This window comes from Kitasatospora cheerisanensis KCTC 2395 (assembly GCF_000696185.1).
GTDB classification, from domain to species: domain Bacteria; phylum Actinomycetota; class Actinomycetes; order Streptomycetales; family Streptomycetaceae; genus Kitasatospora; species Kitasatospora cheerisanensis.
In genome coordinates, this window is sequence record NZ_KK853997.1 from 3917412 (window position 1) to 3941156 (window position 23745).

Consider the following 23745-nt stretch of genomic DNA (forward strand, 5'->3'; position numbering starts at 1 on the left):
CCGGACGAGCTCAACGCCGCCGCTTCGCCGTCCCGAACAGGCTCCGGCTGATCTCCCGCCCCAACTGCGTCCCCGCCGACCGCGCGAACGACTTCAACGCCGCGCTGTTCAGCAACGACCCCAGCATCCCGTCCTCCTCCTTCTCCCTCCGCTGCGGCTTCTCCGGCTCGGGCGCGGGAGCCGGAGCGGGAGCGGGGGCGGGCGGCTCCGGCCGTGCGGCCGCGAGCTTCTCGTAGGCGGACTCCCGGTCGACCGCGTCCCGGTACTTCGCGTTCAGCCCCGAAGCCCCCACCGCCGCCGCCAGTTCCCCCTCCGGCAGCGGCCCCATCAACGACCGCGGTGCCCGCAGCCGGGTCGCCGCGACCGGCGTCGGCGCGCCCTTCTCCGAGAGCACCGTCACCACCGCCTCCCCGGTGCCCAGCCCGGTGAGCACGGCCGCCAGGTCGTACTCGGAGCGGGGGAAGGTCGACACCGTCGCCTTCAGCGCCTTCGCGTCGTCCGGCGTGTACGCCCGCAGCGCGTGCTGGACCCGGTTGCCGAGCTGCGCCAGCACGTCCGCGGGGACGTCCTTCGGGGTCTGGGTGACGAAGAAGATGCCGACGCCCTTGGAGCGGATCAGCCGGACGGTCTGGGTGATCGCCTCCTGGAAGGCCTTCGAGGCGCCCTTGAACAGCAGGTGCGCCTCGTCGAAGAAGAACACCAGCTTCGGCCGGTCGAGGTCGCCGACCTCCGGCAGGTGCTGGTACAGGTCGGCGAGCAGCCACATCAGGAAGGTGGAGAACAGTCGCGGCCGGTCCTGCACCGCCGGGAGTTCGAGCACCGACACCAGGCCGCGCCCGTCGTCCGCGGTGCGCAGCAGGTCGGAGGTGTCGAACTCGGGCTCGCCGAAGAACGCCGCGGCGCCCTGGTTCTCCAGCAGGGTCAGCGAGCGCAGGATCACCCCGGCGGTGGCGGCGGACAGCCCGCCGATGCCCTTCAGCTCCTCCTTGCCCTCCGGCGAGGTGAGGAAGGAGATGACGGCGCTCAGGTCCTTCAGGTCGTACAGCTCCAGGCCGTGCCGGTCCGCGTAGGAGAACACCAGCGAGAGCGAGGCCTCCTGGGTCTCGTTCAGCTCCAGCACCTTGGCCAGCAGCAGCGGCCCGAAGCTGGTGACGGTGGCCCGCACGGGGGTGCCGGCGCCCTGGCCGCCGAGCGAGAGGAACTCGGCCGGGCAGCCGGCCGCCGTCCAGTCCTGCCCGACCTCGGCGGCCCGCGCGGTGAGCTTCTCGCCGCCCCGGCCGGGCGCGGCGATCCCGGACACGTCGCCCTTGATGTCGGCGAGGAAGACCGGCACCCCGGCGGCGGAGAGCTGTTCGGCGATCAGCTGGAGGGTCTTGGTCTTCCCGGTGCCGGTCGCCCCGGCGACCAGCCCGTGCCGGTTCAGCACGCCCAGCGGGATGCGCACCTGCGCGGCGGGGTAGGCGGTGCCGTCCTGGAGGACCGCGCCGAGGTCGAGGGCCGGTCCGGTGAAGGCGTATCCGGCGGCGATCCGGGCGACCGGTTCGGGCAGGGCGGCGGGTTCGGTGTCAGCGGTCATGTCTCGGATCTCCCCGACTGAACGGTGAAATGACAACATTTCCCATGAAATAGCCCGCATTGCCCCGCGCCCGGTCAACGCACCGTTGGTCCCGCTTGCTGCGCCCGCCATGCCCCAAACGGTAGGCTTTCCGTGTGATCTTCAAGCGCATCGGTAACGGGCGGCCGTACCCGGATCACGGCCGGACCAGCACCCGCCAGTGGGCGGACGTCGCGCCGCGTCCGGTGCGGCTCGACCAGTTGGTGACCACCAAGGGCCAGTTGGACCTGGAGACCCTCCTCGCGGAGGACTCCACCTTCTACGGGGACCTCTTCGCCCACGTGGTGAAGTGGCGCGGAGACCTGTACCTGGAGGACGGGCTGCACCGCGCCGTGCGGGCCGCCCTCCAGCAGCGGCAGGTCCTGCACGCCCGCGTGCTGGAGATGGACTGACGGATCGTCATCCGCCGTCGGCTGCAACCGATGGTCGGTGTCGGTACGTCCTTTCGAGTGCCGTCGTCCCCCGGATGATGATCATCCAGTACCTGTGTCGCTGTTGTCGGATTAGTCTGCTGACTACCGCGGTGCACGCGGCCCTCTTCCACGGCCGCGCTGCGGTCACCGGCACCCCACCCTGGCACCTATGGGGAGACAGATCATGAGCATGTTGACTCCCCGGGGGTTGAAGGGGAAGCAGTACCGGATCACCGGCAACAGCTACCCCCGCCTCGGGCGCCCGTCGCGCCGCGGCCGCAAGGTCGCCGTCGCCGTCGGCGGCGTCCTCGCCCTCGGCCTGGTCTCGGTCGGCGGGGTCCAGCTCTACGGGGTGTTCACCGGCAAGGACAACCACGCCGCCGCGCAGGCCTGTGCCACCCCGTCCGGCAAGCCGCTGGCCGCGCCGGAGGGCTCCGCGTCCCCCGCGGCCGCCGGCTCCCCCGCCGCGGGCGGGCCCGCGGCGGCCGCGCGCAACACGGCCGTGCCGCAGCCGGCCGCCGTGACGGTGAACGTGCTCAACGCCACCGGCAAGAGCGGCCTGGCCGCCCACACCGCCGACGAGCTGCGCAAGCGCGGCTTCCAGGTGGGCACGGTCGGCAACGCGCCGTCCGCGCTGGACAAGAAGGTCCCGGGCACCGCGCAGGTGCTGAGCGGTCCGGGCGGGCTGGGCGCGGCCACCCTGCTGGTCTCCCAGGTGGCGTCCGCCACCAGCTCCGAGGACGCCCGCACCGACGGCTCCGTGGACTTCGTCATCGGCGACGCCTTCACCGCGCTGGCCGACCCGACCCAGGCCGCCGCCGCGCTGGCCGAGCTCACCAAGCCGTCGCCCAGCCCGGAGCCCGGCCACTGCTGAGCGGCCCGCCCGCACGAACGACGGAAAGAGATCCGGCCGGAGACGGGGCTTCCGTTTCCGGCCGGATCTCTACGTTTGGAACCGTGCGGAGGGCGCTCAGCCGGCGGTGCCGTACAGGCGGTCGCCCGCGTCGCCGAGGCCCGGGACGATGTAGCCGTGCTCGTTGAGGCGCTCGTCCACGGCGGCGGTCACCACGGTGACGGGCTGGCCGGCGAGCTCGCGCTCCATCACGGCGACGCCCTCCGGCGAGGCGAGCAGCACCACGGCGGTGACGTCGGTGGCGCCCCGGTCGATCAGCATCCGGATCGCCGCGACCAGGGTGCCGCCGGTGGCGAGCATCGGGTCGAGGACGTAGACCTGCCGGCCGGAGAGGTCGTCCGGCATCCGGGTCGCGTAGGTGGAGGCCTCCAGGGTCTCCTCGTTGCGGACCATGCCGAGGAAGCCGACCTCGGCGGTGGGCAGCAGCCGGGTCATGCCGTCGAGCATGCCGAGGCCGGCCCGCAGGATCGGGACCACCAGCGGACGCGGGTAGGACAGCCGGGTGCCCCGGGTGACGGCGACCGGGGTGGTGATCTCGACCGTTTCGGTGCGGACGTCCCTGGTCGCCTCGTACGCGAGCAGGGTCACCAGCTCGTCGGTGAGCCGCCGGAAGGTCGGCGAGTCCGTGCGCTCGTCGCGCAGGGTGGACAGCTTGTGGGCGACCAGCGGGTGGTCGACGACGTGGAGACGCATGACAACGACGATAACGGCCATCGGCACATGTGTACGACTTCGCACGGTTCGCGGGGACCCGCCGTGACCAGGCCGGAGTCCTGTGGAATCAGGGATTCCCGGCCGCTGCTGTGGTATCGGAGGGTGACATCTGGGAAAGTCGGAACCTATGAAGAGCAACCCGACGCGGGCATCGACCGCCGGCGCGGGCGGGTCCGGCTCGACAGACGAGGCCCGTCCGGAGTCAGCGGCCGCCGAGGAGACGGCGGCCACGACCGAGGAGACGGACGCGGAGCGGCGCAAGCGCCGGGCCGTGTTCCTCCGTGAGCTGGCCGAGGCCCGCGAACTGCGCGCCCGGGTGCAGCCGAGACGCACCAAGGAACGGCGCATGCGCGAGGCGTTGCGGATGCGAACCTTCCGGATCTGAGCCGCCCGGGGCCGCGCCCCGCACCGGAGTTGCGCCCCGTGAGCCCCCGTCCGCCCCCCGCCCGGGGGCGTTCGAGGGGCAAGATCCACGCCCCGACCGGCCGGAAGCCGGCCATTCCGACACGACCTGCGAAGACGCGCTGCCGAACACCCCCCGCAGCGGCGGGCTTTCTGTCACGATGCGGTGGGACGGTCCGAACAGCGGGCCGCCTTCTGGCGCGGGGGCGGCCGGACCGCACCCGCCCGAGATCGCCGACAGCCGAGACCAATCTTGGGAGTGTCCCTGGTGGCGTACTTCGCTGCAGTGCTTGCTCGCACCGGTGCCGGGTGGGATGTGAGCGAGACCGAACTCGACGACGTAGAGACCCTGGCCGACCTGACCGACCTGGCCCGCGAAACGGCCGAGGACGACGACACCGTGCTGGTCTTCATCGAGCAGGAGGACGCCTGGTTCGCCGTCCTGCGCATCGACGGTGAGGACGACCCGCGGATCTTCGTCTCGGACGCGGCCGCCGCGGCGCGCAGTTCGTACGGCTCGGTCCTCACCGACGAGCTGATCGAACAGGACGGGGAGGCCGACTTCGACGACCTCGACGGCCTGGTGGCCGAACTCGACGAGGACGCCGAGGCGAGCGCCGAGGCCGACGACGCGGACGAGGACGACGACGAGCCGGCCGGCGGGCGGGGCGCGACCCCGATCGGGCCGATCGGGGACTCCGAGCTGCTGAGCGAGTTCGGCATGGGCGCGAGCGCCCTGCTCGAACTGGCCGGCGAGGGCGCGGCCCCCGGCGACGCGCTCGGCGAGATCGCCGAGGCGCTCGGCTGCGGCGAGGTCCTGGAGGCCGTTCGGTAGCGGCGGTCCCGGTGCCCGACACTGGGAACCATGCAGCCCGTCCCCTCCCCCATCAGCACCCTGGGCGAACGGCCGCGGATCGCCCCGCTGCCCGCCCCCGAGCGCCCCGACCCGGTCCGCGACCGGTGGCGGGACCGGATGCGCCTCGCCATCGACGAGGCGGCTCTGGCCACCGCGACCGGTGACGTCCCGGTCGGGGCGTTCGTCCTCGGTCCGGACGGGACGGTGCTCGGGCGCGGCCACAACGTGCGCGAGGCGGTCGGCGACCCGACCGGGCACGCCGAGGTGGTGGCGATCCGTCAGGCGGCGAGCGCCGTCGGAGAGTGGCGGCTCAGCGGCTGCACGCTGGTCGTGACCCTGGAGCCGTGCACCATGTGCGCGGGCGCGATCGTGCTGTCCCGGCTGGACCGGGTGGTCTACGGCGCCCTCGACCCGAAGGCCGGCGCGGCCGGCTCGCTCTTCGACGTGCTGCGCGACAACCGCCTCAACCACCGCCCCGAGGTGATCTCCGGCGTCCTCGCCGAGGAGTGCACCGCCCAGCTCCGGGCCTTCTTCGACACCCAGCGCTGAACGGCCCGCGGATACGGATTTCGTCCGCTCCCGCCGATCCGGTAGAGTTCCCCTCGGTAGCGTGTCCGAGCGGCCAAAGGAGCACGCCTCGAAAGCGTGTGTGGGGGCAACTCCACCGTGGGTTCGAATCCCACCGCTACCGCTCTTCCGAAGGGCCCCGACCGTCAGGTCGGGGCCCTTCGCGTTGTGCTGCCGCGGTCCTGGGGGGCGGTCAGCTGCGGCGGCGTGCCCAGCGGATGGTGAACAGGCCGGCCACGCCGAGTCCGGCCGAGATCAGCAGCGGCAGCACCGGGGAGCCGTCACCGCCGGTCTTGGGCAGCTCGCCCGGGTGGGTCGGCCGCTCCGACGGGTGCTCGGACGGGCGCTCCGAGGGGTGCTTGGAGTGCGAGGGGCACGGCGACGGCGTCGGCGAGGGGGACGGCGACGGGGTCGGGCACGGCGAGGGGCTGGGGCTCGGCTCCTCGGCCCGGACGGCGATCTCCTCCTGGGCGGGCGGCGAGGTGACGGTCCGTTCGGGCGCGGTGCCGGTGGCGTGCGCGGTGTTGCGGACCGTGCCGGCCTCCGCGTCCGCCTCGGTGACGGTGTACGAGCCGGTGCAGGTGGTGACCGACCCGGGGGCGTTGCGCGGGGCGAGCGCGGTGGACTCGCACTGCACCCCGGTCAGCCGGTCGTCGAGCACGGCGAGGTCGGTGACGGTCAGGTCCGTGGTGTTGGTGACGGTGTACGTGTAGGTCGCGGTCTCACCGGCCAGGTACACCCGCGGCTCGTCGACGTGCTTCTCCAGCAGCAGGCCGTAGTTGTCGTTCAGCGGCAGGGTGTGGTCGGCCTCCGGGGAGGTGACCGGGCCGCTGTCGGAGTCGCCGTTGGCGACGGCCAGGTTGGTGATGAAGCCGCGCTGCACGTCCGCCGCAGTCACCGTGTACGTGCCGGTGCAGGTGGTGGTCTCGCCGACGGCGAGGTCGGTGGTCGGACAGGTGATCGCGCCGACCAGCGGGTCGGTCACCACCAGGTCGCGGATCGCGGCGCCGCCCGCGTTGGTGACCACGAACTGGTAGGGCACCACGGTGCCGGCGGTGACCGGGTCGGGCAGCGGCGTGGTGCGGTCGATCTGCTTGACCAGGTTCAGCTCCGGCAGCGGGTTGACGCTCCGGGCGACCACGTTGCGCAGCAGGTGCACGTCGGTGAAGTCGCCGGTGGAGGAGGCGAAGCCGAACTTGTAGGTGGCGGGCACCGGTTGCGGCGCGGCCTGGCTGAGCACCCGGACCGGGCCGGCCCCGAAGTCGACGTCCACCTCGACCTGCGGGTCCGGGGTGGGCGTCACGGTGACCGTGACGGTCCGCCGGCTGGGGACGAGCGCGGCCTCGGCCTGCTCCGGGGTGATGCCGGGCGGCAGGTCGGCGGCGGTGGCCGGGCCCTGCAGTTGGCCGGGCAACGTGGAGGGCCACGGTCCGGTGGTGGTGAGGTTGCTGGTGGTCGCGCCGAGGAAGCAGTAGCCGTCGGTGCCGTTGCCGGGCCCGCGCAGCGTGACCATGTTGGGTCCGGGCGCGGGCACGTGGAAGCCGGTGCCGGCCGGGGAGCGGGTGGCGCAGCCGTTGCCGCGGCGCTCCCAGTCGCCGAAGTAGTTGCCGAGCACGTCGAGTCCGACGCCGAGGTAGCCGTCCTCGACGCCCGGCAGGAACGGGTTGGCCGGGTTGTCGTCGGGCAGCTTCTGCGCGTACCCGAGGCTGCCGCCGTACGCGCCGGGCCGGCTCAGCGGGGCGGCGCCGTCGACCAGGAAGAACGCGATGCCGTCGGCGGGCGACGGCAGCGCGGGGTCGCCGCCGTACTGCCACTGCTCGAACGACACCTGGATGCCCTCGTTGGCGGGCAGCGGCCGCTCGTACAGCACCGCGGCGGTGCGGTCGTGGCCCGCGTCGGTCATCCGCAGGTAGCCGTGCGGGGCGGCGCTGTTCGGCGGGACGGGGCCGACCGGGTCGGCCGGGCAGCCGGTCAGCGGGTGCGGCTGGCCGACCGGCGGCGGGGCCGGGCGGCGCCGGTCAGGCAGGCGCCCTCGGTCGCGACGAACGCCGGGTCGGCGGTCGCTCCGGTGAAGCTCTCGGACACCAGCAGGGAGCCGGCGCCGGCCCGGGGCACGGTCGGGCGGCCGCGGCCTGCGGCAGCGCGGCCGGGCCCAGGACGGCCAGGGCGCAGACCGCCCCCGCCAGTAGCCTGCGGCCGGCCCGGGAGGTCCGGTGGGTGGTCAGCACTTCGGGTTCCGCCTTCCTGCGGCGCTCCGCCGGGCCACTGCCCCGTCGCGTTCGCCCGCGGTCTGCTCTCGACGTCTCGCAGTCGACCCCGGGCGAACGGGGAATCGAGGACCGGACACGCATACGACCGGCGGTAAGCACCCGGCCGGTCCAGTCGCCGGGAGCCTTCGGAGTGGAAAGCCGACCGGCGGGTTTCCCGGACGGCGCCGCACTGACGGCCCATTTCCGGTTGCCGGAGCCGAAGTTGAGGGGATGATGCCCGCATGGGCAGCACGCGGTGGCGCTGGTTGGTGTGGGTCGGGGCCGGGATATCGGTGGTGGGGCTGGCGTTGTTCCTGTGGGGGGAGGGACTGGACCGGGCGAACCAATGGGCGGGCGTGCTGGGCCTGTTCGTCGGCCTCGTGGGCCTGCTGGCCTCCGTGACGGGCGGCGTGCGCGGCCGCGGCGGCGGCCAGTCCGCGGACGGCGCGGCGGCCGGCGGCTCGGTCCGGATGGTGCGCGGGGTCAAGGGCGACGTGGTGATCGGCCGCACCTCCGCGGCGCCCGGCCCCGTCCCGGACCAGGCCTCGACTCCCGTGACCGACACGGCAGGTGACGGGCAGTCGGCCCGGGGCGTGCGGGCCGGCGGGGACGTGGAGCTGGTCGACGGCGTGGACGGCTCGGTGCGTTTCGGCGAGCAGCAGCCGTGAGCGGATTCTGGCGCCGGCTGTTCGGCGCGGAGGACGGCGCCGGCGGCGGCCAGTCCGCGGAACGGGCCGAGGTCGGCGGCGACCTGACGATGATCCAGCACGCGCAGACCGTGCGGATCACCATCGGCGCGGAGCCGCCCCCGCCCGGCGACCTGGACGAGGCCCGCCGCCGCCACGCGGTGCGGCTGCGCGAGCGCTACCACCGCCTCGACCTGGAGGTGCTGACCCCGCTCTCCGAACAGGACGAGCACCCGGCGGTCCACCTGCGGGAGGTGTTCGTCCCGCAGCTGGTGCGCGCCGACCCGCCGCCCGTGGAACTGCCCCGCGAGCTGCTGAAACGGCTCACCGAGACCGGCGAGCTCGACCCGGGCCGGCTCCCGCCGGGCATCGAGCGGGAGACCGTGCGCCGGGTCCGGGAGGCCTACCGCCGCCGCCCCGCCGTCCCGGTGCTGCCGCTGCTCGCCGGGCCGGACGGGCACCGGGCCGTGCTGCTCGGCGACCCCGGGTCGGGGAAGTCCACGCTGGCCCGGTTCCTCGGCCTGGCGCTGACCGAACCGCTGGTGCACCCCGGCGCGCCCCTCCCGGAGGAGGTCGCGGCGCTGGCCGGCCGGCTGCCGCTGATCGTCGAACTGCGCCGCTACGCCGACCCGGAGTGGCGGGAGCGGACCTTCGAGGACTTCCTCGCCCACCTGCACGGCACCGAGGGCCTGGGCCTGCCCGCCCCACTGCTGGAACGCCAGCTGACCGAGCACCCGGCGGCCACCCTGGTGGTGTTCGACGGCCTCGACGAGCTGTTCGACCCGCAGGTGCGGGAGACCGCGAGCCGGCGGATCGCCGCGTTCGCGGCCCGCTACCCGCAGGTGCGGGTGGTGGTGACGTCCCGGGTGATCGGCTACCGGCGGGAGCCGCTGGACGCCGCCGGCTTCGGGCACTACATGCTGCAGGACCTGGACGACCGGCAGATCGACACCTTCGCGGCCCGCTGGTACGCCACCGCCTGCCCGGGCGACCCGGTCGAGGCGCAGCGGCTGCACCGCCGGGTGACGGCCGCCGTGGCGTCCTCCGTGCCGGTGCGGGACCTGGCCGGCAACCCGCTGATCCTGACCATCCTGGCGATCATCGGCCGCCGCCGGGAGCTGCCCCGGGACCGCCGCACCGTGTACGAGCACGCCGTCGCGGTGCTGGTCGAGCACTGGGACCCCAGCAAGTACCTGCAGGACCGGCGGGTGGACGGCGGCATGCCCTACCTGGCGTCCGAGGACCGGCTGGAGCTGCTGCGGCTGGTCGCCCGGCGGATGCAGGAGGGCGGCGACGGCATCGCCGGCAACCACATACCGGGGCGGGTCCTGCTGGCGTCCTTCGAGGGCTACCTGCGGGAGCGCTACGAACTGCCCGCCGACCGGGCGGCGCCGGTGGCCCGGGCGATGCTCCAGCAGTTCCGGGAGCGGAACTTCATCCTGAGCCGGTTCGGCGGCGAGGTGTACGGCTTCGTGCACCGGGCGTTCCTCGAGTACCTGGCGGCCTCCGACATCGCCTACCGCTTCAACCGGGAGCGCTCGCTGACCGAGGACCAGCTGCTGGACGGGGTGTTCGCGGCCCGCTGGCGCGACCCGGCCTGGCGCGAGGTGCTGCTCCTGCTGGCCGGCGAACTGGACGAGCGCTTCGTCGGCGAGGCGGTCTCCCGGCTGCTGGCCGCGGCACCCGCCCTGCCCGGCGCCGCCGACCCGGTGCCGGAGTGGCTGGTGCTGGCGGTGCGCTGCCTCGGCGAGGTCCGCAAGCTCGGCCTGGTGACCGCGCAGAGCGAGGCCGTCGTGGACGCCCTGGTGGCGCTGTTCGAGGCGTACGCGGCCGAGGGCTCCACCGTCCTGCCCGGCGACACCGTGGAGGCCCTGGACGGCCTGCGGGCCGTCCTGACCGGTCTCGGCCCGCACTGGGTCGGCCGGGAGCGGTTCCTGCGCTGGTACCTGGTGTACGGGCACCACGCCCAGCGGGAGTCGCCGCTGCCCGCCGAGGTGGGCGCGGTGACCGCGCGACTGGCGTGCGCGCTCCTGCTGAACGACCCGCGCGGCCCCGCGCTGCTGCGCGCCTGGGCCGAGCACGGCTGGTCGCCGGCCCAGCGGGCGGCGGCGTTCGGCGCGCTCGCCGAGGGCTGGGCCGGCGACCGGCGGGTGGGCGCGTTCGTCCGCCGCCGGGTCGAGGAGGACGCCGACCCGCTGACCCGGGAGGCCGCGGTGGCGGCGCTCGCCGACGGCTGGGCGGGCGAGGCCGCCAGCGGCGCGTTCCTGCGCGCCCGGGTGGCGGGCGCCCGCGGCGAGAACCGGCTGAACGAGATGCTCGCGCTCGGCAAGGGCTGGTCCGGCGACGAGCCGGCGCAACTGCTGCTGCGGGAGATCGCGGCCGCCGACGGGCAGCCCGAGCTGCGCGGGCTGGCGGTGTTCGCGCTGACCGTCAACGAGCGGGTCGGCGGCCCGCTCGCCGAATTCCTGCGCGAGCGGGTGCGCCTCGACCGCGACCCGGGAGTGCGCGGCATGGCCCTGCAGGCGATCTGCCTGCAGCCGGCCGAGGACCCGCGCAACGCCCCGTTCCTGCGGCTGCTGGCCGGCGCCGACAAGGACCCGCGGGTGCGGGTGGCGGCGCTCGCCGGCCTGGCCCGCGGCTGGGCCGGCGACCCGGAGGTGGCGGACTTCCTGCGGCAGCGGGTCGCCCAGGACCCGGACCCGATGGTGCGCCGCCGGACCCTCGCCGTGCTCGCCCACCGCTGGGCGGGCGACCGGCGGGTGGCCGCCCAGCTGCGCGGCTTCGTGGCCGGCGACGGCCTGCCCGAGGTCCGGGCTTTCGCGCTGACCCTGCTCGGTCAGGGCTGGGCGGGCGACCCGGAGGTCGCCGAGTTCCTGTTCGAACGGGCCCGCGCGGCGGACGGCCACGGCCGGGCCCAGGCGACCGGCGAACTGGCCGCGCACTTCGCGGACGACCCGGCGCTGGACGCGTTCGTCCGCGAGGAGGCCGTGCACTCGCCCGACCCGCTGGTGCGCGGCGCCGTGCTGACCGCGCTCGCGGACCGCCGCTCGCCGAGCGCGCAGGCCCGCGCGCTGTTCCTGGAGCGGGCGGTCGCCGACCCCGACCCGCGCACCCGGGACCTGGCGCTGGAGGCCGTGGTGCGCTGCTTCGACGGCGAGGAGCGGGCCGGGGTGCTGCTGCTGGCCCGGGCCGCGCACTTGCGCGACGCGGCGGTGCGGCTGTCGGTGCTGCGGGCCCTGCTGGCGCACCGGCCGGACGACCCGGCGGTGCGGGCGCTGCTGCGGGAGCGGGCGGTCGCCGACTCCTCGGCGCCGATCCGGGCGATCGCCCTGCACGCGCTGTCCCGCGACCGGGCCCGCCGGCCGGTGGAGCTGCTGCGCGAACGGGCGGTGGCGGACGCCGACCCGCTGCCGCGCCGGGTGGCGCTGCGGGCCCTGGTCGCCGACCCGGCGGCGGCGGACTTCCTGCGGCTGCGGGCGGTGGCGGACTGCGACGACGAGGCGCGGATCGCGGCGCTGCGGGCGCTGGCGTTCGCCTTCCCCGGCCCGGAGACGGTGGAGCTGCTGGCCGGCCGGGCCCGCTCCGAGCGGACGCCGGCGGTGGCGGTGGAGGCGGCCCGGCTGGGCGAGGCGCTGCGTGCGGCCGACACCCCGTGGACGGCGAACGGCCCCGCACTCCCGGGCGGTTGACCACCATGCCTCGGGGAGTGCGGAGCCGGGACGAACCTCTCGGTCCGCGGTGGGGGCAGCAGCTCCGGGGGGACGAGCTGCTGCCCCGGGCGGAGGTCCCACAACCGGGGCCGCGTCGGGGGGAAAGCCGCGGCACCCGGTCCCACAGCGGGGACCTCCGGATCGCCGTACCGGGGATTCCTGCCAGATCCTCGGTACATCAACCATCCTGCCGCGCCCCCGGGGCGGGCACATCCGGAGAAAGCCCTGTCCGGACAGGACCTTCGTCCTGCCGGGTGAACAAGGCCCTCACCCCTTGCGCCGTCCGGTGGATAAGCTGCGGGTGGCAGGGCCGTTCGGGGAGAGGACGGCGGCCCGACTCAGGGAGGCAGGCCCGTTCGATGGCTCAGGCGAAGAAGGTGGCCATGTGGATCGTGGTCATCTTCGTCATCTACACGATCATCACCTCGCCGGTGCGCGCCGCCGAGCTGGTGCAGTCCGGCTTCGTCGGCATCTCGGACGCGGCGAAGGCGGTCGGCGCTTTCATGACCGGACTGGTCCGCTAGGGCCCGTCTTCAAACCCCCGCCTGCCCCACGACGCCCGGCACGCACTCTCGCCGCACCGGGCGAAAGACCAAGTACATCCAGTACGAGGCCTTCCACCCGGCACGCCGAGAGCACGCACCGGACGCCGCGGGCCTGCGACGCGGGTTTGAAGACGGGCCCTAGTACCGTTTGCGGGGTTCGTCCTTCGGGGGCGCTCCCCCGCCGGGGCGTGCCCTCCCTGATCCGCGAGGAGCGGCATCGTGATCCGGCACCTGGTCCTGTTCAAGCTCAACGAGGGCGTCACCAAGGACGACCCGCGGGCCCTGGCGGGCGCCAAGGCGTTCGAGGAGCTCGGCGCGCTGATCCCGGAGCTGCGCGAGTGGGAGTGCGGCTGGAACATCACCGACCGGGACATCGCCCACGACTTCGCGATCAACAGCCTGGTCGAGGACCGCGAGGCGCTGGCCTCCTACCTCGGCCACCCGGCCCATCAGGCGGCCGCCGGACAGTGGCGGGCCTTCGCCACCTGGGTGATCGCCGACCTGGAGGTCTGACCCCCCGTCGCACACGCACGACCACCGCGACCCCCGGCCCGCTCGGCGGACCGGGGGTCGCGGCGCGCTCCGCCGAATGCTGGACAGTCCGTCAACACGCCTCTGTCGGGTGCTTGCCCGGCCGCAGAGCGACTTGTGATGCTATGACCGGTTTTGCCGGAAATTGGCGAGGTGGTTCACAAGGGAGGGGTGACGTGTCCGTGCGGACGCAGGGCAACAGCGCGCCGGAGGACCGGATCGACGACCTGCCGGACCCGGTCGAGCTGGCCGCCCGCCGCTCCGGGGGGCGCGGCGCGGTCGACGTCCGCACCCTCACCCGGGTGCTGTTCGAGCGGCTCGCCGAACTCCCGCCCGGCGCCCCCGAGCGCACCCGGGTCCGGGCCGCCCTGATCGAGATCAACATCCCTCTGGTCCGCTACGCCGCCACCCGCTTCCGCAGCCGCAGCGAGCCGATGGAGGACATCGTCCAGGTCGGCACCATCGGCCTGATCAACGCCATCGACCGCTTCGACCCCACCCGCGGCGTCCAGTTCCCCACCTACGCCCTGCCCACCATCCTCGGCGAGATCAAGCGCTACTTCCGCGACAACGTCCGCACCATGCACGTGCCGCGCCGGCTCCAGGAGCTGTGGGTCCAGGTCAGCGGCGCCATGGAGGAGCTGACGGTCACTCACGGCCGGGCCCCCAAGGTCCCCGAGATCGCCGCCAACCTGCGCATCCCCGAGGAGGACGTGCGCGCCTGCCTGGACGCCGGCCGCGCCTACAACGCCGCCTCCCTGGAAGCCGCCCAGGAACACGAGGGCGGACTCGCCCTGCTGGACCGCCTCGGCTACGAGGACTCCGCCCTCACCGACGTCGAACACCGCGACATGGTCCGCCACCTGCTGGTCCAACTCCCCGAACGGGAACGGCGGATCATCATGCTGCGGTTCTTCGCCAACCTCACCCAGTCGCAGATCTCCACCGAACTCGGCATGTCCCAGATGCACGTCTCCCGGCTGCTCTCCCGCATCCTCACCCGGCTGCGCACCGGCAACTCCTGGGAGGAGTGAACCGCCCGCGCCGGGCCCCGCTCCGGACCCCGCGCGACGACTCGCCGCGATCGGGTTTGCCGGGCCCGGTGATCCGGTATTGAGCAGAAGGACACGTCAGTCGGGAACCGCCGTACGGGTGGAACCCGTTCGACAGGCAGTCGCAAAGGGGTGGGCGCGTGTTCACAGAACAGGGCAGTGCGGTCATCGAATCCGTCGCGGTACCGATCCCGGCCCAGGCCGGGCCCGCCGAGGCCCCCGACCGGGCCCTCGACACCCGCACGCTGTCCCGCTCGCTGTTCCACAGACTCGCCGCGCTGGAACCCGGCAGCGCCGAGCACGGCTACGTCCGCGACACCCTGATCGAGCTCAACCTGCCGCTGGTCCGGTACGCGTCCGCGCGCTTCCGCAGCCGCAACGAGCCGATGGAGGACATCGTCCAGGTCGGCACCATCGGCCTGATCAAGGCCATCGACCGCTTCGATCCCGAACGCGGCGTCGAGTTCCCGACCTTCGCCATGCCCACCGTGGTCGGCGAGATCAAGCGCTTCTTCCGCGACACCAGCTGGTCGGTGCGCGTCCCGCGCCGCCTCCAGGAGCTGCGCCTCGCCCTCACCAAGGCCGGCGACGAGCTCTCCCAGCGGCTCGACCGCTCCCCCACCGTCCCCGAACTCGCCGCCTACCTCGGCGTCTCCGAGGACGACGTGGTCGAGGGCCTCGCCGTCGGCAACGCGTACACCGCGAGCTCCCTCGACTCCACCCCCGCGGAGGACGACGGCGGCGACGGCCCGCTCGCCGACCGCCTGGGCTACGAGGACCTCGCCCTCGAAGGCGTCGAGTACCGCGAGTCGCTGAAGCCGCTGCTGGCCAAGCTCCCGCCGCGCGAGCGCCGCATCATCATGCTGCGGTTCTTCGGCAACCTGACGCAGTCCCAGATCGGCGACGAGATCGGCATCTCCCAGATGCACGTCTCCCGGCTCCTCACCAAGACCCTCGCGCACCTCCGCGAAGGCCTGACGGCCGAGTAGGGCTCCGGCGGGCGGGTCAGGGACGGACCCTAGGCGGTGCAGGCTGCTCGGAGCGCGGCGAGGTGGTCGTCCGACAGGCCGAGGCCGTCGTGCCAGAAGTCCTCGAAGGTGGGCCAGCCGAGGGCGAGTTCCTCGAAGGCCGCGTCGAGGTACACCGTTTCGGCGCGGGCCAGCGGGCGCATCAGCGGGTCCACCTTGGCGATCCGGGCGGCGGCGCGCTCGTTGGTGAGCAGGTAGTCGGCGAGGACGGCCTCGCGGGGGACGCCGAGGGCGGTGAGGAGGAGGGCGGCCGTCCAGCCGGTGCGGTCCTTGCCGGCGGTGCAGTGGAACAGCACCGGGGCGCCGTCCGCCTCGGCGATCAGCCGCAGGACGGTGGCGAAGCGCGAGCGGGCCAGCGGGTCGGTGACGAACCAGCGGTACATCGAGGTCATCATCGCGGTGCCCCGCCCGTCGCCGAGGACGGCGTGCATCGCGTCCGGCTCCCCGCTGCCGAGGGCGCGGCGCAGGTCGACGTAGAGGTCGAAGTCGGCGGAGAACACCGGCAGGTGGTGCAGCGCCGGGCCGAGCCCGTCCGGGGAGGGCACGCTCAGCGTCGCGGCGGCGTCCACCGGCAGCACGGCCGCCGGCAGGCCCGGGACCAGGTCGGCGCCCAGGTGGCGGACCTCGTCCAGGCTGCGCAGGTCGACGACGTGCCGCAGGGCGAGCGCGCCGAGCAGTTCGCGGTCGCGTTCGCCGAGCCGGCTCAGCGCCTCGGTGCGCAGCAGCAGGCCGGGGCGGACCCGCCGCCCGTCCGCGGTGCCGTATCCGCCCAGGTCGCGGGCGTTGACGGCGGAGGCCAGGCCGAGGCTGCGGGCGGTCTCGGTGGACGGCGCGGACACGGGGCCTCCTGGCGGGCTGCGGCGGTTGCGGCCAGTGTAGGCACGCCGACCCGCGGGGCCGCCCGGGGTGTCCGGTCGGCCCCGGGCGGGCCCGCCGCGTCCGCTACTTGACGGCCAGCCAGATCACGCCGACCACGACCGCCAGGGCCACCACGGCCCCGACGACGATCAGCGGGGTGCGGCTCGACGAGGAGCTGCTGCCGTAGGTGGTGACGGTGCCCGGGGCCTGCGCGGCCGGGGCCTCGTCGACGAACGCCCGGAACATCTGGGTGGAGCCGGCGGGGTCGTAGTCGTTGTCAGCCATGGAACGGGACTCTAGCCAACCCCGACGGCCCGCCGACACCCCGGACCCCACTGCGGGCCCACTCTGCACGGAGCCCTCACCTCGGCGGACGCCCGGGTGAACATCCGGTCGCACCGGAATCAAGCAGGACCCGAACGGGTTGTCCCCGTGCATGACGACCAGTGACGCCCCGCGGGTGACCCTCGGCCCCTCCGACCTCTCCGTCTCCCCGCTGTCCCTCGGCGGCAACGTGTTCGGCTGGACGGCCGACGAGGCGCAGTCCTTCGCCGTGCTCGACGCGTACGCCGCAACCGGCGGCAACTTCGTCGACACCGCCGACGTCTACTCCGCGTGGGCGCCGGGCAACTCCGGCGGCGAGTCCGAGACGGTGATCGGCAACTGGCTGCGAAGCCGCGGCAACCGCGAGCAGATCGTGATCGCCACCAAGGCCGGCATGGCCCCCGGCCTGGACAACCTCCGGCGCGACACCGTGCGCCGCGCCGTCGACGGCTCGCTGCGCCGGCTCGGCGTCGAACGGATCGACCTGTTCTACACCCACCGGGACGACCCGGACACCCCGGTCGAGGAGATCGTCACGACGCTGGACGAGCTGGTCCGCGAGGGCAAGGTGCGGGAGGTCGCCGCGTCCAACATCGGCGCGGAGCGGCTGGCCGCCTCGCTGGAGTTCGCCGCCCGCGAGGGCCTGGCCCGGTACGTGGCCGTGCAGCCGCACTACAACCTGGTCTCCCGCGACACCTACGAGGGCCCGCTGGCCGAGACCGCCGCCGCGCACGGCCTGTCCGCGGTGCCGTACTACGCGCTCGCCTCCGGCTTCCTGACCGGCAAGTACCGCCCCGGCGCGCAGGTCGACAGCGCCCGCGCCCAGGGCGCCGGGCGGTACCTCGACGAGCCCCGCGGCCTGCGGGTGCTGGCCGCGCTGGACGAGGTCGCCGCCGCGCACGGCGTCGAGGTCGCCACCGCCGCGCTGGCCTGGCTGGCCTCCCGGCCCACCGTCGCCGCGCCGCTGGCCAGCGCCCGCACCGTCGAGCAGCTGCCGCCGCTGCTGGCCGCCCTGACGCTGCGACTGACCGAGGCCGAGCTGAAGCTGCTCGACGGCGCCTCCGACTGACGCCGCGTCACCGTGCGACGGCGCCCCTCCCGCGGCTGCGGGAGGGGCGCCGTCGCCGTTGCCGGGCCGGTCAGGGGCGGCCGAAGAAGTCCGGGTAGTACCCGCTGTTCAGATGGGAGACCCGGACGTTCTTGCCGGGCCGCGGCGCCTCCACGTACGTCCCGTCCCCGAGGTAGATCGCGACGTGGTGGATGCCGGAGACCCGGCCGTTGCTCGACCAGAAGACCAGGTCGCCGCGCTGGAGCTGCTTCGACGTGATCGGGGTGGCCGCCCGGTACTGGTCGTCGGCGACCCGCGGGGTGGAGACCCCGGCCCGGCGGAACGCCTGCTGGACCAGCCCCGAGCAGTCGAAGCCGTTCGGCCCGTTGCCGCCCCACACGTACGGCTTGCCGACTTGCGCCAGCGCGTACGACACCGCCGCCTCGACGCCGCTCGCCGCGGGCGCGGCCGGCTTCGACTGCTGGGCGGTGGAGCCGCCCCCGCCGGTGCGCGAGACGTACACGTCGTAGTGGCTGGTGTACCGCCACTCGCCGGCCGCGTTCCTGAACCAGTAGACGCGGCCGTCCCAGCCCTGCCGGATCCCGCCGCCCGAGGGCTGCGCGGAGCCGGAACCCTGCTGCTGCGACTGGCCCTTGGAGCCGCCGGTGCGCTCCAGGTAGACGCTCTGCCACTTGGTGTAGCGCCACTCGCCGGCCGCGTTCTTGAACCAGTAGACGTGACCGTCCCAGCCGGGGCCGGACGGTGCGGGCATGGCGTGCGCGGTGGTCGCGCCCAGGCCCAGACCGACCGCACCCGCGCCGGCCAGCACGGTGGTGGCCAGACAGGTCGAACGCACCGCGCGATGGATGCGCCCCGCGCGCTCGGCAGCTCCGGACCCGGCGGTGCGGACCGCCGGCCGGGCGCACTCCGGGCACCGGCAGGCTGACGCACCGTCGGATTCGGCGAAGCCCAGCAGCGGGCCGTCCGACCGGTCGGGCAGATCTGTGGGGTCGGTGGATATCGAGGCGAGCGCTGGCTTCACGCGGGTTTCCCTTCCTTGCGGTTCGGCCGGGCGGCCGGGGCGGGCACCGAGGCGGTGACCCCCGCCGGGGCGACGAACGCGACCAGCAGCTGCTCCATCAGGGCGCTGCGCGCGGCGTCGTCCAACTCGTGGGCGGTGGCGCGCTCCAGGCGGCGCACCGCGAGCGCGGCGGCCTCCACCGCGTCGTCCACCAGGACGGTCCGCAGCCCCGCGTCCAGGTCGGCCAGCCGGCGGCGGCGCATCGACTCGGCGACCTCCGGCGCGTACTCCAGGGCCAGCGGCTGCACCGAGTACACCTCGATGCCAGCCGGGGCGGTCTCCGCCGCCAGCGACCGGGTCAACTCGTCGGCGAACCAGTGGCCGTCGCGCAGCGCCGGCCCGGGGGCGGAGTTGGAGTCGCACGGCAGCGTCGAGGCGATCCGAGTGAGGACGGCCTGCACCTGCTCCCGCAGATACGTCTCGTGCTCGGCGATGCCCAGCGTGACGCGGGCGGTGTCCTTGACCCGCCACACGATCAACACCCGCACCAGCAGCGGGGTCCCGGTCCGGTCGGTGACCTGCACCGGCTCGCTGCGCCAGTGCCGCAGCCGGACGTCCACCCGGCGGCGGCGCACCAGCGGGTTGACCCACAGCAGGCCGGTGCGGCGCACCGTGCCCCGGTAGCGGCCCCAGCGGGTCAGCACCCGGGTCTCACCGCCCGGGTTGGACAGCAGCCCGGCCAGCGCGACCAGCATCGCCAGCCCGATCGCGCTGACCGAGACGACGGTGCGGTCGCCGACCTGCGCCCCGTCGGCCTTCGCGGCCGCGTCCCGCAGGTCCGGCAGGCCGGACAGGTGCGGGATCACGCCGACCCGGGCCAGCACCAGCACCACCCCGGCCGCGCCGAGCAGCAGCACCAGCAGCGGCACCCAGCCCGGCAGCGCGAACGCCCGGCGCTCGCGCAGCGACTGGTCGGCGCGCGGCGGCCGCCGGTGCGCGGAGCCGTCCGCCACCGTCGGGTGCGCGCCGGTCTCGGAGCGGTCCGGGCCCTTGCCGAGCGGGCGCAGTCCGCCGCCGGCGAAGGGTTCGGGCGTGGCCCGCGGGCCGGGCGGGATCGCGGCCGGTTCGTCCGCGCCGACCGGCACCAACGCCGGTTCGACGGCCGGGAGCTGCGCGGTCGGCTCGCCCCGGTCGGGGTGTTCCCCGTCCGGTGCCGCGGTCCTGATCAGCGGGTTGCCCGCCGCTCGGGCGACGGCCTTGGTCAGTTGGGTCGCGCCGACGGGGTCGGCAGGAGGCTCGGTGGCCGAGGGCCAGGAGTTGGGTCGCGGCGACGAGTCGCGGGTGACGTCCATGCACGTGTCCTAAGGGTCAGAGTGTCGCGCAACGGGCGGCCCGGATCTGACGGGCAGTGCCAGACTCAGGCTAGGCTGATTAGTCATCAAATGCGACATTTACCAAGCGGTGTGTCGTTATCTCGGCAAACTCGCAGGAACCGGGCAATGCCGCCGCGACCTGCACGAACGGGCCGCTCGATCGCCCAACGCGCCTGCCGCGGAAGGCAGTCAGCGGTGGCGAGAACCGAACACCCGGCGCGCCAGCAGCCCCAGGCCCGCCGCGATCAGCAGCGCCCCGCAGGCCAAGCCGCGCCACCCGGTGGCCGCCGCCCGGTGCTCGGCCGCCATCGCGTCCGGCGGCGGAGCGGCCAGCGCCCGCACCGGCCCGGGGCCGTCCTGCTCGCCGACGGAGAACGGTTCGTCCGGCGCCTCGGCCGCTGCTGACGGCACGTCATCAGCCCTTGCCGGTGCGGACTCGGTCGGCAGCGACGTCGGCGTCCCCACCGGTGGTGTGCCCACCGGCGGCGTCCCCACCGGTGGTGTGCCCGCCGGTGGCGTGGTCGCAGGTGAGGTGCCCGGTGGCGGCGTGGTCGCGGGCGGGGTCGGCCGGGGCGGGGTGGTGGCCGTCGCGGCGGGGAGCTGGCGCTCCGGGGACGCGGACGGGGGCCGGCTGCCGAGCGGTGACGACTGCGCCGCGGTGGCCGGGCGGGTCGCAACCGGGGCGGACGGCGTGGCACTTGAGGGTGCGGGCCCGGCCGACGCGCGGGCCGACGCGGGGGCCGGCGCCGGGGCGGCGGGTGCCCGGACCGTCACCGCCTCGCCCGGAGTGCCGTTGCCCGCCGGGTCGGTGGCGGTGGGGACCAGCGTGAGGTCACCGGCCGCCAGGTCGCGGGCGGCGGTGCAGGACCAGGCCCCGTCGGCGGCGGCCACGGCGCTGCACACCGTGACGCGTTCGCCCTCGCCGTGGCGGGCCGTGACCGTGACGGTGCTGCCCGGTTCAGCGCGCCCGGCGAGTTCGGGCCGGGCGGAGTGCAGGAGGGCACCGGCCGACGGCGAGGCGAGCTGCGGCCGGTCGGGCGCGGCGGTGTCCACGGTGAGCGCGACGGGCTTGCCGTCGGCGTGGTTGCCGGCCGCGTCGAGGGCGTGCGGGGTGAGCAGGTGGCGGCCGTCGGCGAGGTTCTCCACCGGCAGGCAGGACCAACTCCCGTCCGCGGCGACGCCGATGGAGCACAGGTCGGCGCCGTCCGGGCCCTCGTCCGCGCCCACGGTGACGGTCGAGCCGGGCTCGCCGAGGCCGGTGACCAGCAGCCCCGGATCGTTGCTGAAGGCCGGCAGGGTGAGCACCGGGGCGGTCGGCGGCGTGGTCTTGACGGTCAGTCGGAACGGGTCGCCGCGCAGCGCCGTGCCGCCGTAGCCGGTCGTCGCCACCGTCAGGGTGTGCGCGCCCTCGGCGAGCGCGCTCTCGGGGCGGCAGCTCCAACTGCCGTCGCCGCCGGGCCGGGCGGCGCACAGCGTGCTGCCGCCCTCCTCGACGGCGATGCCCGCCCCCGGGGGTGCGCCGTCGCCGCGGAACTCGGGGCGGACCTCGGCCGTGACGGAGCCGGGGACGGGCAGCCCGATCTCCGGCCGGCCGGCGCCGAGCGCCAGCGCGATCTGCTGGTCGACGACCTGCCCGGAGTCGGCGAAGCCGTCGGGGGTGACGAGCTGGGCGCCGTTGTGGGCCAGCCGCAGCCGCACCCAGGTGTCGCCGCCGGCGGCGCCGGCCGGGACCTGCCACTCCAGCGTGGCGCTGCCCGCCCCGGCGGGGACGTCGGCCTGCACCCGCTCCCGCTGGTCGAAGCGCCCGTTGTGGTCGAAGTCGATCCAGCCGGCCAGCACGGCCGGCCCTGCCCCGGAACTGACCGGGACGTCCAGCCGGTAGGCCCGGCCGGGGGCGGCCTCGGCCGGGAAGGCGAGGGACGGGTCGGCCCCCCGGTACTCGGCCCGGCCGGGCCGGAGCCGGTCCGCCGGCGGATTGGCCCACGGGCTGCGGCGGCCCTCCCCGTCGTCCGCCCGCACCTCGGGCGCGAGCCGGCCGGCCGTACGGACGGGCGGCGGCGCGCCCGCCGTCGGGCCGGGCAGCAGCGGCTTCTCGACGGACTGGGCCACGGCGGGCCGGACCCGGGCGGCGTCCTGCCCGAGGAACAGGTCGGAGACCAGATGGGAGGCCGTGCCGTAGTCCGGCGGGGCGCTGCCCAGGTCCTCGTCCAGGGTGACCGTCCAGGCCTGACGGGGCGTCACCGCCGTGGTGGTGGAGCCGGCCCGGGCGGTGGAGCGCCGGTCCACCCGCAGTTCGACGGTGCTGACGGTGCCGGAGAGTTCGAGGGTGCCCGCGTCGTCGGCGGCGCCGTCCCGCGCAGTCGGGGCGAGCGAGTCGGCGCCGACCGTCCAGCCGCTCCAGCCGGTGCGGCCGACCAGCGCGGGGGCGGCGGGGGCGCCGCCGATGACGGTCAGCCGGGTGCCGGTGGCCGGCCCGGTCAGGCCGCTGACGTGCAGGCGGGGATCGCGCACGGGGCGGGAGAAGGACAGCCGCAGGGTGCCCAGGGTGTGCCACGTGCCGTCCGCACGGGGCCGCCGCTCGGCGGCCCGGAACGTTTCGGCGGGATCGCCGGGGCGGATCCCGTCGGCGTAGACGCTGCCGCCGCCCGGGCGTTCGGCCAGCTTCCCGGGCGCGGCCTCGACCGTCACCTCGGGGGCGGCCGCGAAGTCGAGGCGGACGGCGAGCCCCGAGGGGAGCTGCGCGCGGCCCTCGGCGGTCCAGCCGTCGGGTGCCTGCTGGGCGGCGGCCGGTGCGGCGACGCCGGTGAGCAGTCCGGTGGCGATCAGGACGGCGGTGCCCCGCCCGATCCGGGGCCCGGGCCGGTCACGGTCGGCCGGGCGGGCGGCGGGGGCCGGAGCCCGGTGGAGGAACTGTCGGCACATCCGGCTCTCCTCTCGGTGTCGTCGTCCGCCGAAATCGCGGCCCGACGCCATGCCCGAATGGTCGTGACGATCGGACAAAAGGGAATCACGATCTGGTTTCGGTCATACCGCGACACCTGGGACTTCGGCTGACACCACCCGATCGGCGGCCACTCGTCGGCAGCAGGGGGATACCCGCCGGGACCCCTGTCAACCCGCCCAAGCAGGCATCAATCGGACGCTAAGGTCACATAGTTGACCGATCGTCAGGCTTGCCCCCGTGCGCGAACCGATGCGCTCCTCCACCGGGTCGGCGGGGCCGCCCGGGCGCACGCCCCGCTCCCGGCGCCCACGCCCGGCGCATCCGGTGCGCGGGCTGCTCCCGATCGGCGGCGCGGCCCGACCGGCCCGCGCCCGGGAACGACGAAGGCCCCGGGTGGAAACCCGGGGCCTTCGGCTGGTGCGCTCAGCAGGATTCGAACCTGCAACCTCTTGATCCGTAGTCAAGTGCTCTATCCGTTGAGCTATGAGCGCTCGGACGGCCCCTTGCGGAACCGCGAGCGGAGATTTGGTGCGCTCAGCAGGATTCGAACCTGCAACCTCTTGATCCGTAGTCAAGTGCTCTATCCGTTGAGCTATGAGCGCTCGCCCCGTCGGCCTTGGCCTCTTGGGCGGTGCGGGGACAACATTACATGACCGGCGACCTGGGACGAAATCGATTGCCGGCGGCCCCGTCAAGGCCGCCGCGACGGCCATCGGGCGAACAGTGCCCGACAACGCAGAAGCCCCGTCGGTCAGTGACCGACGGGGCTCCCGGCAGAGCGGAGGCGGAGGGATTTGAACCCTCGATGGACGATAAAGCCCAAACCGCATTAGCAGTGCGGCGCCATAGACCGGACTAGGCGACGCCTCCAACACCCGGACCGCGACCGGGACTCC

General features: G+C 74.7%; 20 protein-coding genes and 4 tRNA genes. 13 read left to right on the forward strand and 11 right to left on the reverse strand.

Annotation, left to right across the window (positions count from 1 at the left end; all coding sequences use genetic code 11):
• Positions 1-10: 10 nt before the first annotated feature.
• Positions 11-1576 (reverse strand): helicase HerA-like domain-containing protein, encoded by a 1566-nt coding sequence (locus KCH_RS17790; RefSeq protein ID WP_035864175.1) that lies wholly within the window; start codon positions 1574-1576, stop codon positions 11-13.
• Positions 1577-1710: 134 nt separating this feature from the next.
• Between KCH_RS17790 and KCH_RS17795 the strand changes: the two genes are divergently transcribed.
• Both KCH_RS17795 and KCH_RS17800 read left to right on the forward strand, forming a co-directional pair.
• A complete protein-coding gene (locus KCH_RS17795) occupies positions 1711-2007 on the forward strand; it encodes a type II toxin-antitoxin system VapB family antitoxin (protein ID WP_014136828.1) in 297 nt (98 codons plus the stop codon).
• Positions 2008-2212: 205 nt separating this feature from the next.
• Positions 2213-2902: a LytR C-terminal domain-containing protein gene (locus KCH_RS17800; protein WP_035864177.1), complete on the forward strand. Its 690-nt coding sequence runs from the start codon at positions 2213-2215 to the stop codon at positions 2900-2902.
• A 96-nt stretch (positions 2903-2998) separates the two neighbouring features.
• Here KCH_RS17800 and upp read toward each other — a convergent pair whose 3' ends face one another.
• Positions 2999-3634, reverse strand: a complete 636-nt coding sequence (upp, locus tag KCH_RS17805) for a uracil phosphoribosyltransferase (RefSeq protein WP_035864179.1) — start codon at positions 3632-3634, stop codon at positions 2999-3001.
• Positions 3635-3782: 148 nt separating this feature from the next.
• Between upp and KCH_RS17810 the strand changes: the two genes are divergently transcribed.
• The 4 genes from KCH_RS17810 (at position 3783) to KCH_RS17825 (ending at position 5604) form a co-directional block, all read left to right on the forward strand.
• Positions 3783-4040, forward strand: coding sequence for a hypothetical protein (locus tag KCH_RS17810; protein ID WP_035864182.1), 258 nt, complete (start codon positions 3783-3785; stop codon positions 4038-4040).
• 285 nt (positions 4041-4325) lie between these two features.
• Entirely contained in the window at positions 4326-4892 is a 567-nt protein-coding gene (locus KCH_RS17815; protein ID WP_035872534.1) for a tRNA adenosine deaminase-associated protein, read from the forward strand.
• Between the two features lie 30 nt (positions 4893-4922).
• On the forward strand, positions 4923-5462 hold the full coding sequence (gene tadA / locus KCH_RS17820) for a tRNA adenosine(34) deaminase TadA (RefSeq protein WP_051653176.1): 540 nt from the start codon (positions 4923-4925) through the stop codon (positions 5460-5462).
• A gap of 55 nt (positions 5463-5517) precedes the next feature.
• Positions 5518-5604: transfer RNA gene (locus KCH_RS17825), tRNA-Ser, on the forward strand.
• Positions 5605-5673: 69 nt separating this feature from the next.
• Here the strand turns inward: KCH_RS17825 and KCH_RS17830 are convergent.
• Positions 5674-7383 carry a DUF7507 domain-containing protein gene (locus KCH_RS17830; RefSeq protein ID WP_035864184.1) on the reverse strand — a complete coding sequence of 570 codons (1710 nt, stop codon included), beginning with the start codon at positions 7381-7383 and terminating at the stop codon, positions 5674-5676.
• Between the two features lie 588 nt (positions 7384-7971).
• Here KCH_RS17830 and KCH_RS37395 point away from each other — a divergent pair.
• The 6 genes from KCH_RS37395 (at position 7972) to KCH_RS17855 (ending at position 15242) form a co-directional block, all read left to right on the forward strand.
• Positions 7972-8397 carry a hypothetical protein gene (locus tag KCH_RS37395; protein WP_051653177.1) on the forward strand — a complete coding sequence of 142 codons (426 nt, stop codon included), beginning with the start codon at positions 7972-7974 and terminating at the stop codon, positions 8395-8397.
• Positions 8394-12104 (forward strand): HEAT repeat domain-containing protein, encoded by a 3711-nt coding sequence (locus KCH_RS17840; RefSeq protein ID WP_035864185.1) that lies wholly within the window; start codon positions 8394-8396, stop codon positions 12102-12104. Before KCH_RS37395 ends, KCH_RS17840 begins: the two co-directional genes overlap by 4 nt.
• A gap of 380 nt (positions 12105-12484) precedes the next feature.
• Positions 12485-12649, forward strand: a complete 165-nt coding sequence (locus tag KCH_RS41405; protein WP_157032091.1) for a hypothetical protein — start codon at positions 12485-12487, stop codon at positions 12647-12649.
• 240 nt (positions 12650-12889) lie between these two features.
• Positions 12890-13183, forward strand: a complete 294-nt coding sequence (locus tag KCH_RS17845; protein WP_035864188.1) for a Dabb family protein — start codon at positions 12890-12892, stop codon at positions 13181-13183.
• Positions 13184-13377: 194 nt separating this feature from the next.
• Positions 13378-14235, forward strand: a complete 858-nt coding sequence (locus KCH_RS17850; protein WP_063750163.1) for an RNA polymerase sigma factor SigF — start codon at positions 13378-13380, stop codon at positions 14233-14235.
• Positions 14236-14420: 185 nt separating this feature from the next.
• Positions 14421-15242: an RNA polymerase sigma factor SigF gene (locus KCH_RS17855; protein ID WP_244305662.1), complete on the forward strand. Its 822-nt coding sequence runs from the start codon at positions 14421-14423 to the stop codon at positions 15240-15242.
• A 29-nt stretch (positions 15243-15271) separates the two neighbouring features.
• Here the strand turns inward: KCH_RS17855 and KCH_RS17860 are convergent, their stop codons facing one another.
• A complete protein-coding gene (locus tag KCH_RS17860) occupies positions 15272-16120 on the reverse strand; it encodes a tyrosine-protein phosphatase (RefSeq protein ID WP_051653178.1) in 849 nt (282 codons plus the stop codon).
• Positions 16121-16223: 103 nt separating this feature from the next.
• Entirely contained in the window at positions 16224-16424 is a 201-nt protein-coding gene (locus KCH_RS17865) for a hypothetical protein (protein WP_035864192.1), read from the reverse strand.
• A 151-nt stretch (positions 16425-16575) separates the two neighbouring features.
• On the opposite strand from KCH_RS17865, the gene KCH_RS17870 reads away from it, so the two are divergent.
• Positions 16576-17532 (forward strand): aldo/keto reductase, encoded by a 957-nt coding sequence (locus tag KCH_RS17870; protein ID WP_035864195.1) that lies wholly within the window; start codon positions 16576-16578, stop codon positions 17530-17532.
• A 70-nt stretch (positions 17533-17602) separates the two neighbouring features.
• Here KCH_RS17870 and KCH_RS38665 read toward each other — a convergent pair whose 3' ends face one another.
• The 6 genes from KCH_RS38665 to KCH_RS17900 form a co-directional block, all read right to left on the reverse strand.
• A complete protein-coding gene (locus KCH_RS38665; protein ID WP_157032092.1) occupies positions 17603-18367 on the reverse strand; it encodes a C40 family peptidase in 765 nt (254 codons plus the stop codon).
• 182 nt (positions 18368-18549) lie between these two features.
• A complete protein-coding gene (locus KCH_RS17880) occupies positions 18550-19884 on the reverse strand; it encodes an SPFH domain-containing protein (protein WP_051653179.1) in 1335 nt (444 codons plus the stop codon).
• A 210-nt stretch (positions 19885-20094) separates the two neighbouring features.
• Positions 20095-22827 (reverse strand): Ig-like domain-containing protein, encoded by a 2733-nt coding sequence (locus KCH_RS17885; RefSeq protein ID WP_035864198.1) that lies wholly within the window; start codon positions 22825-22827, stop codon positions 20095-20097.
• Positions 22828-23264: 437 nt separating this feature from the next.
• A tRNA-Arg gene (locus KCH_RS17890) sits at positions 23265-23340 on the reverse strand.
• Between the two features lie 35 nt (positions 23341-23375).
• Positions 23376-23451: transfer RNA gene (locus KCH_RS17895), tRNA-Arg, on the reverse strand.
• 177 nt (positions 23452-23628) lie between these two features.
• A tRNA-Ser gene (locus KCH_RS17900) sits at positions 23629-23719 on the reverse strand.
• Positions 23720-23745 lie beyond the last annotated feature (26 nt).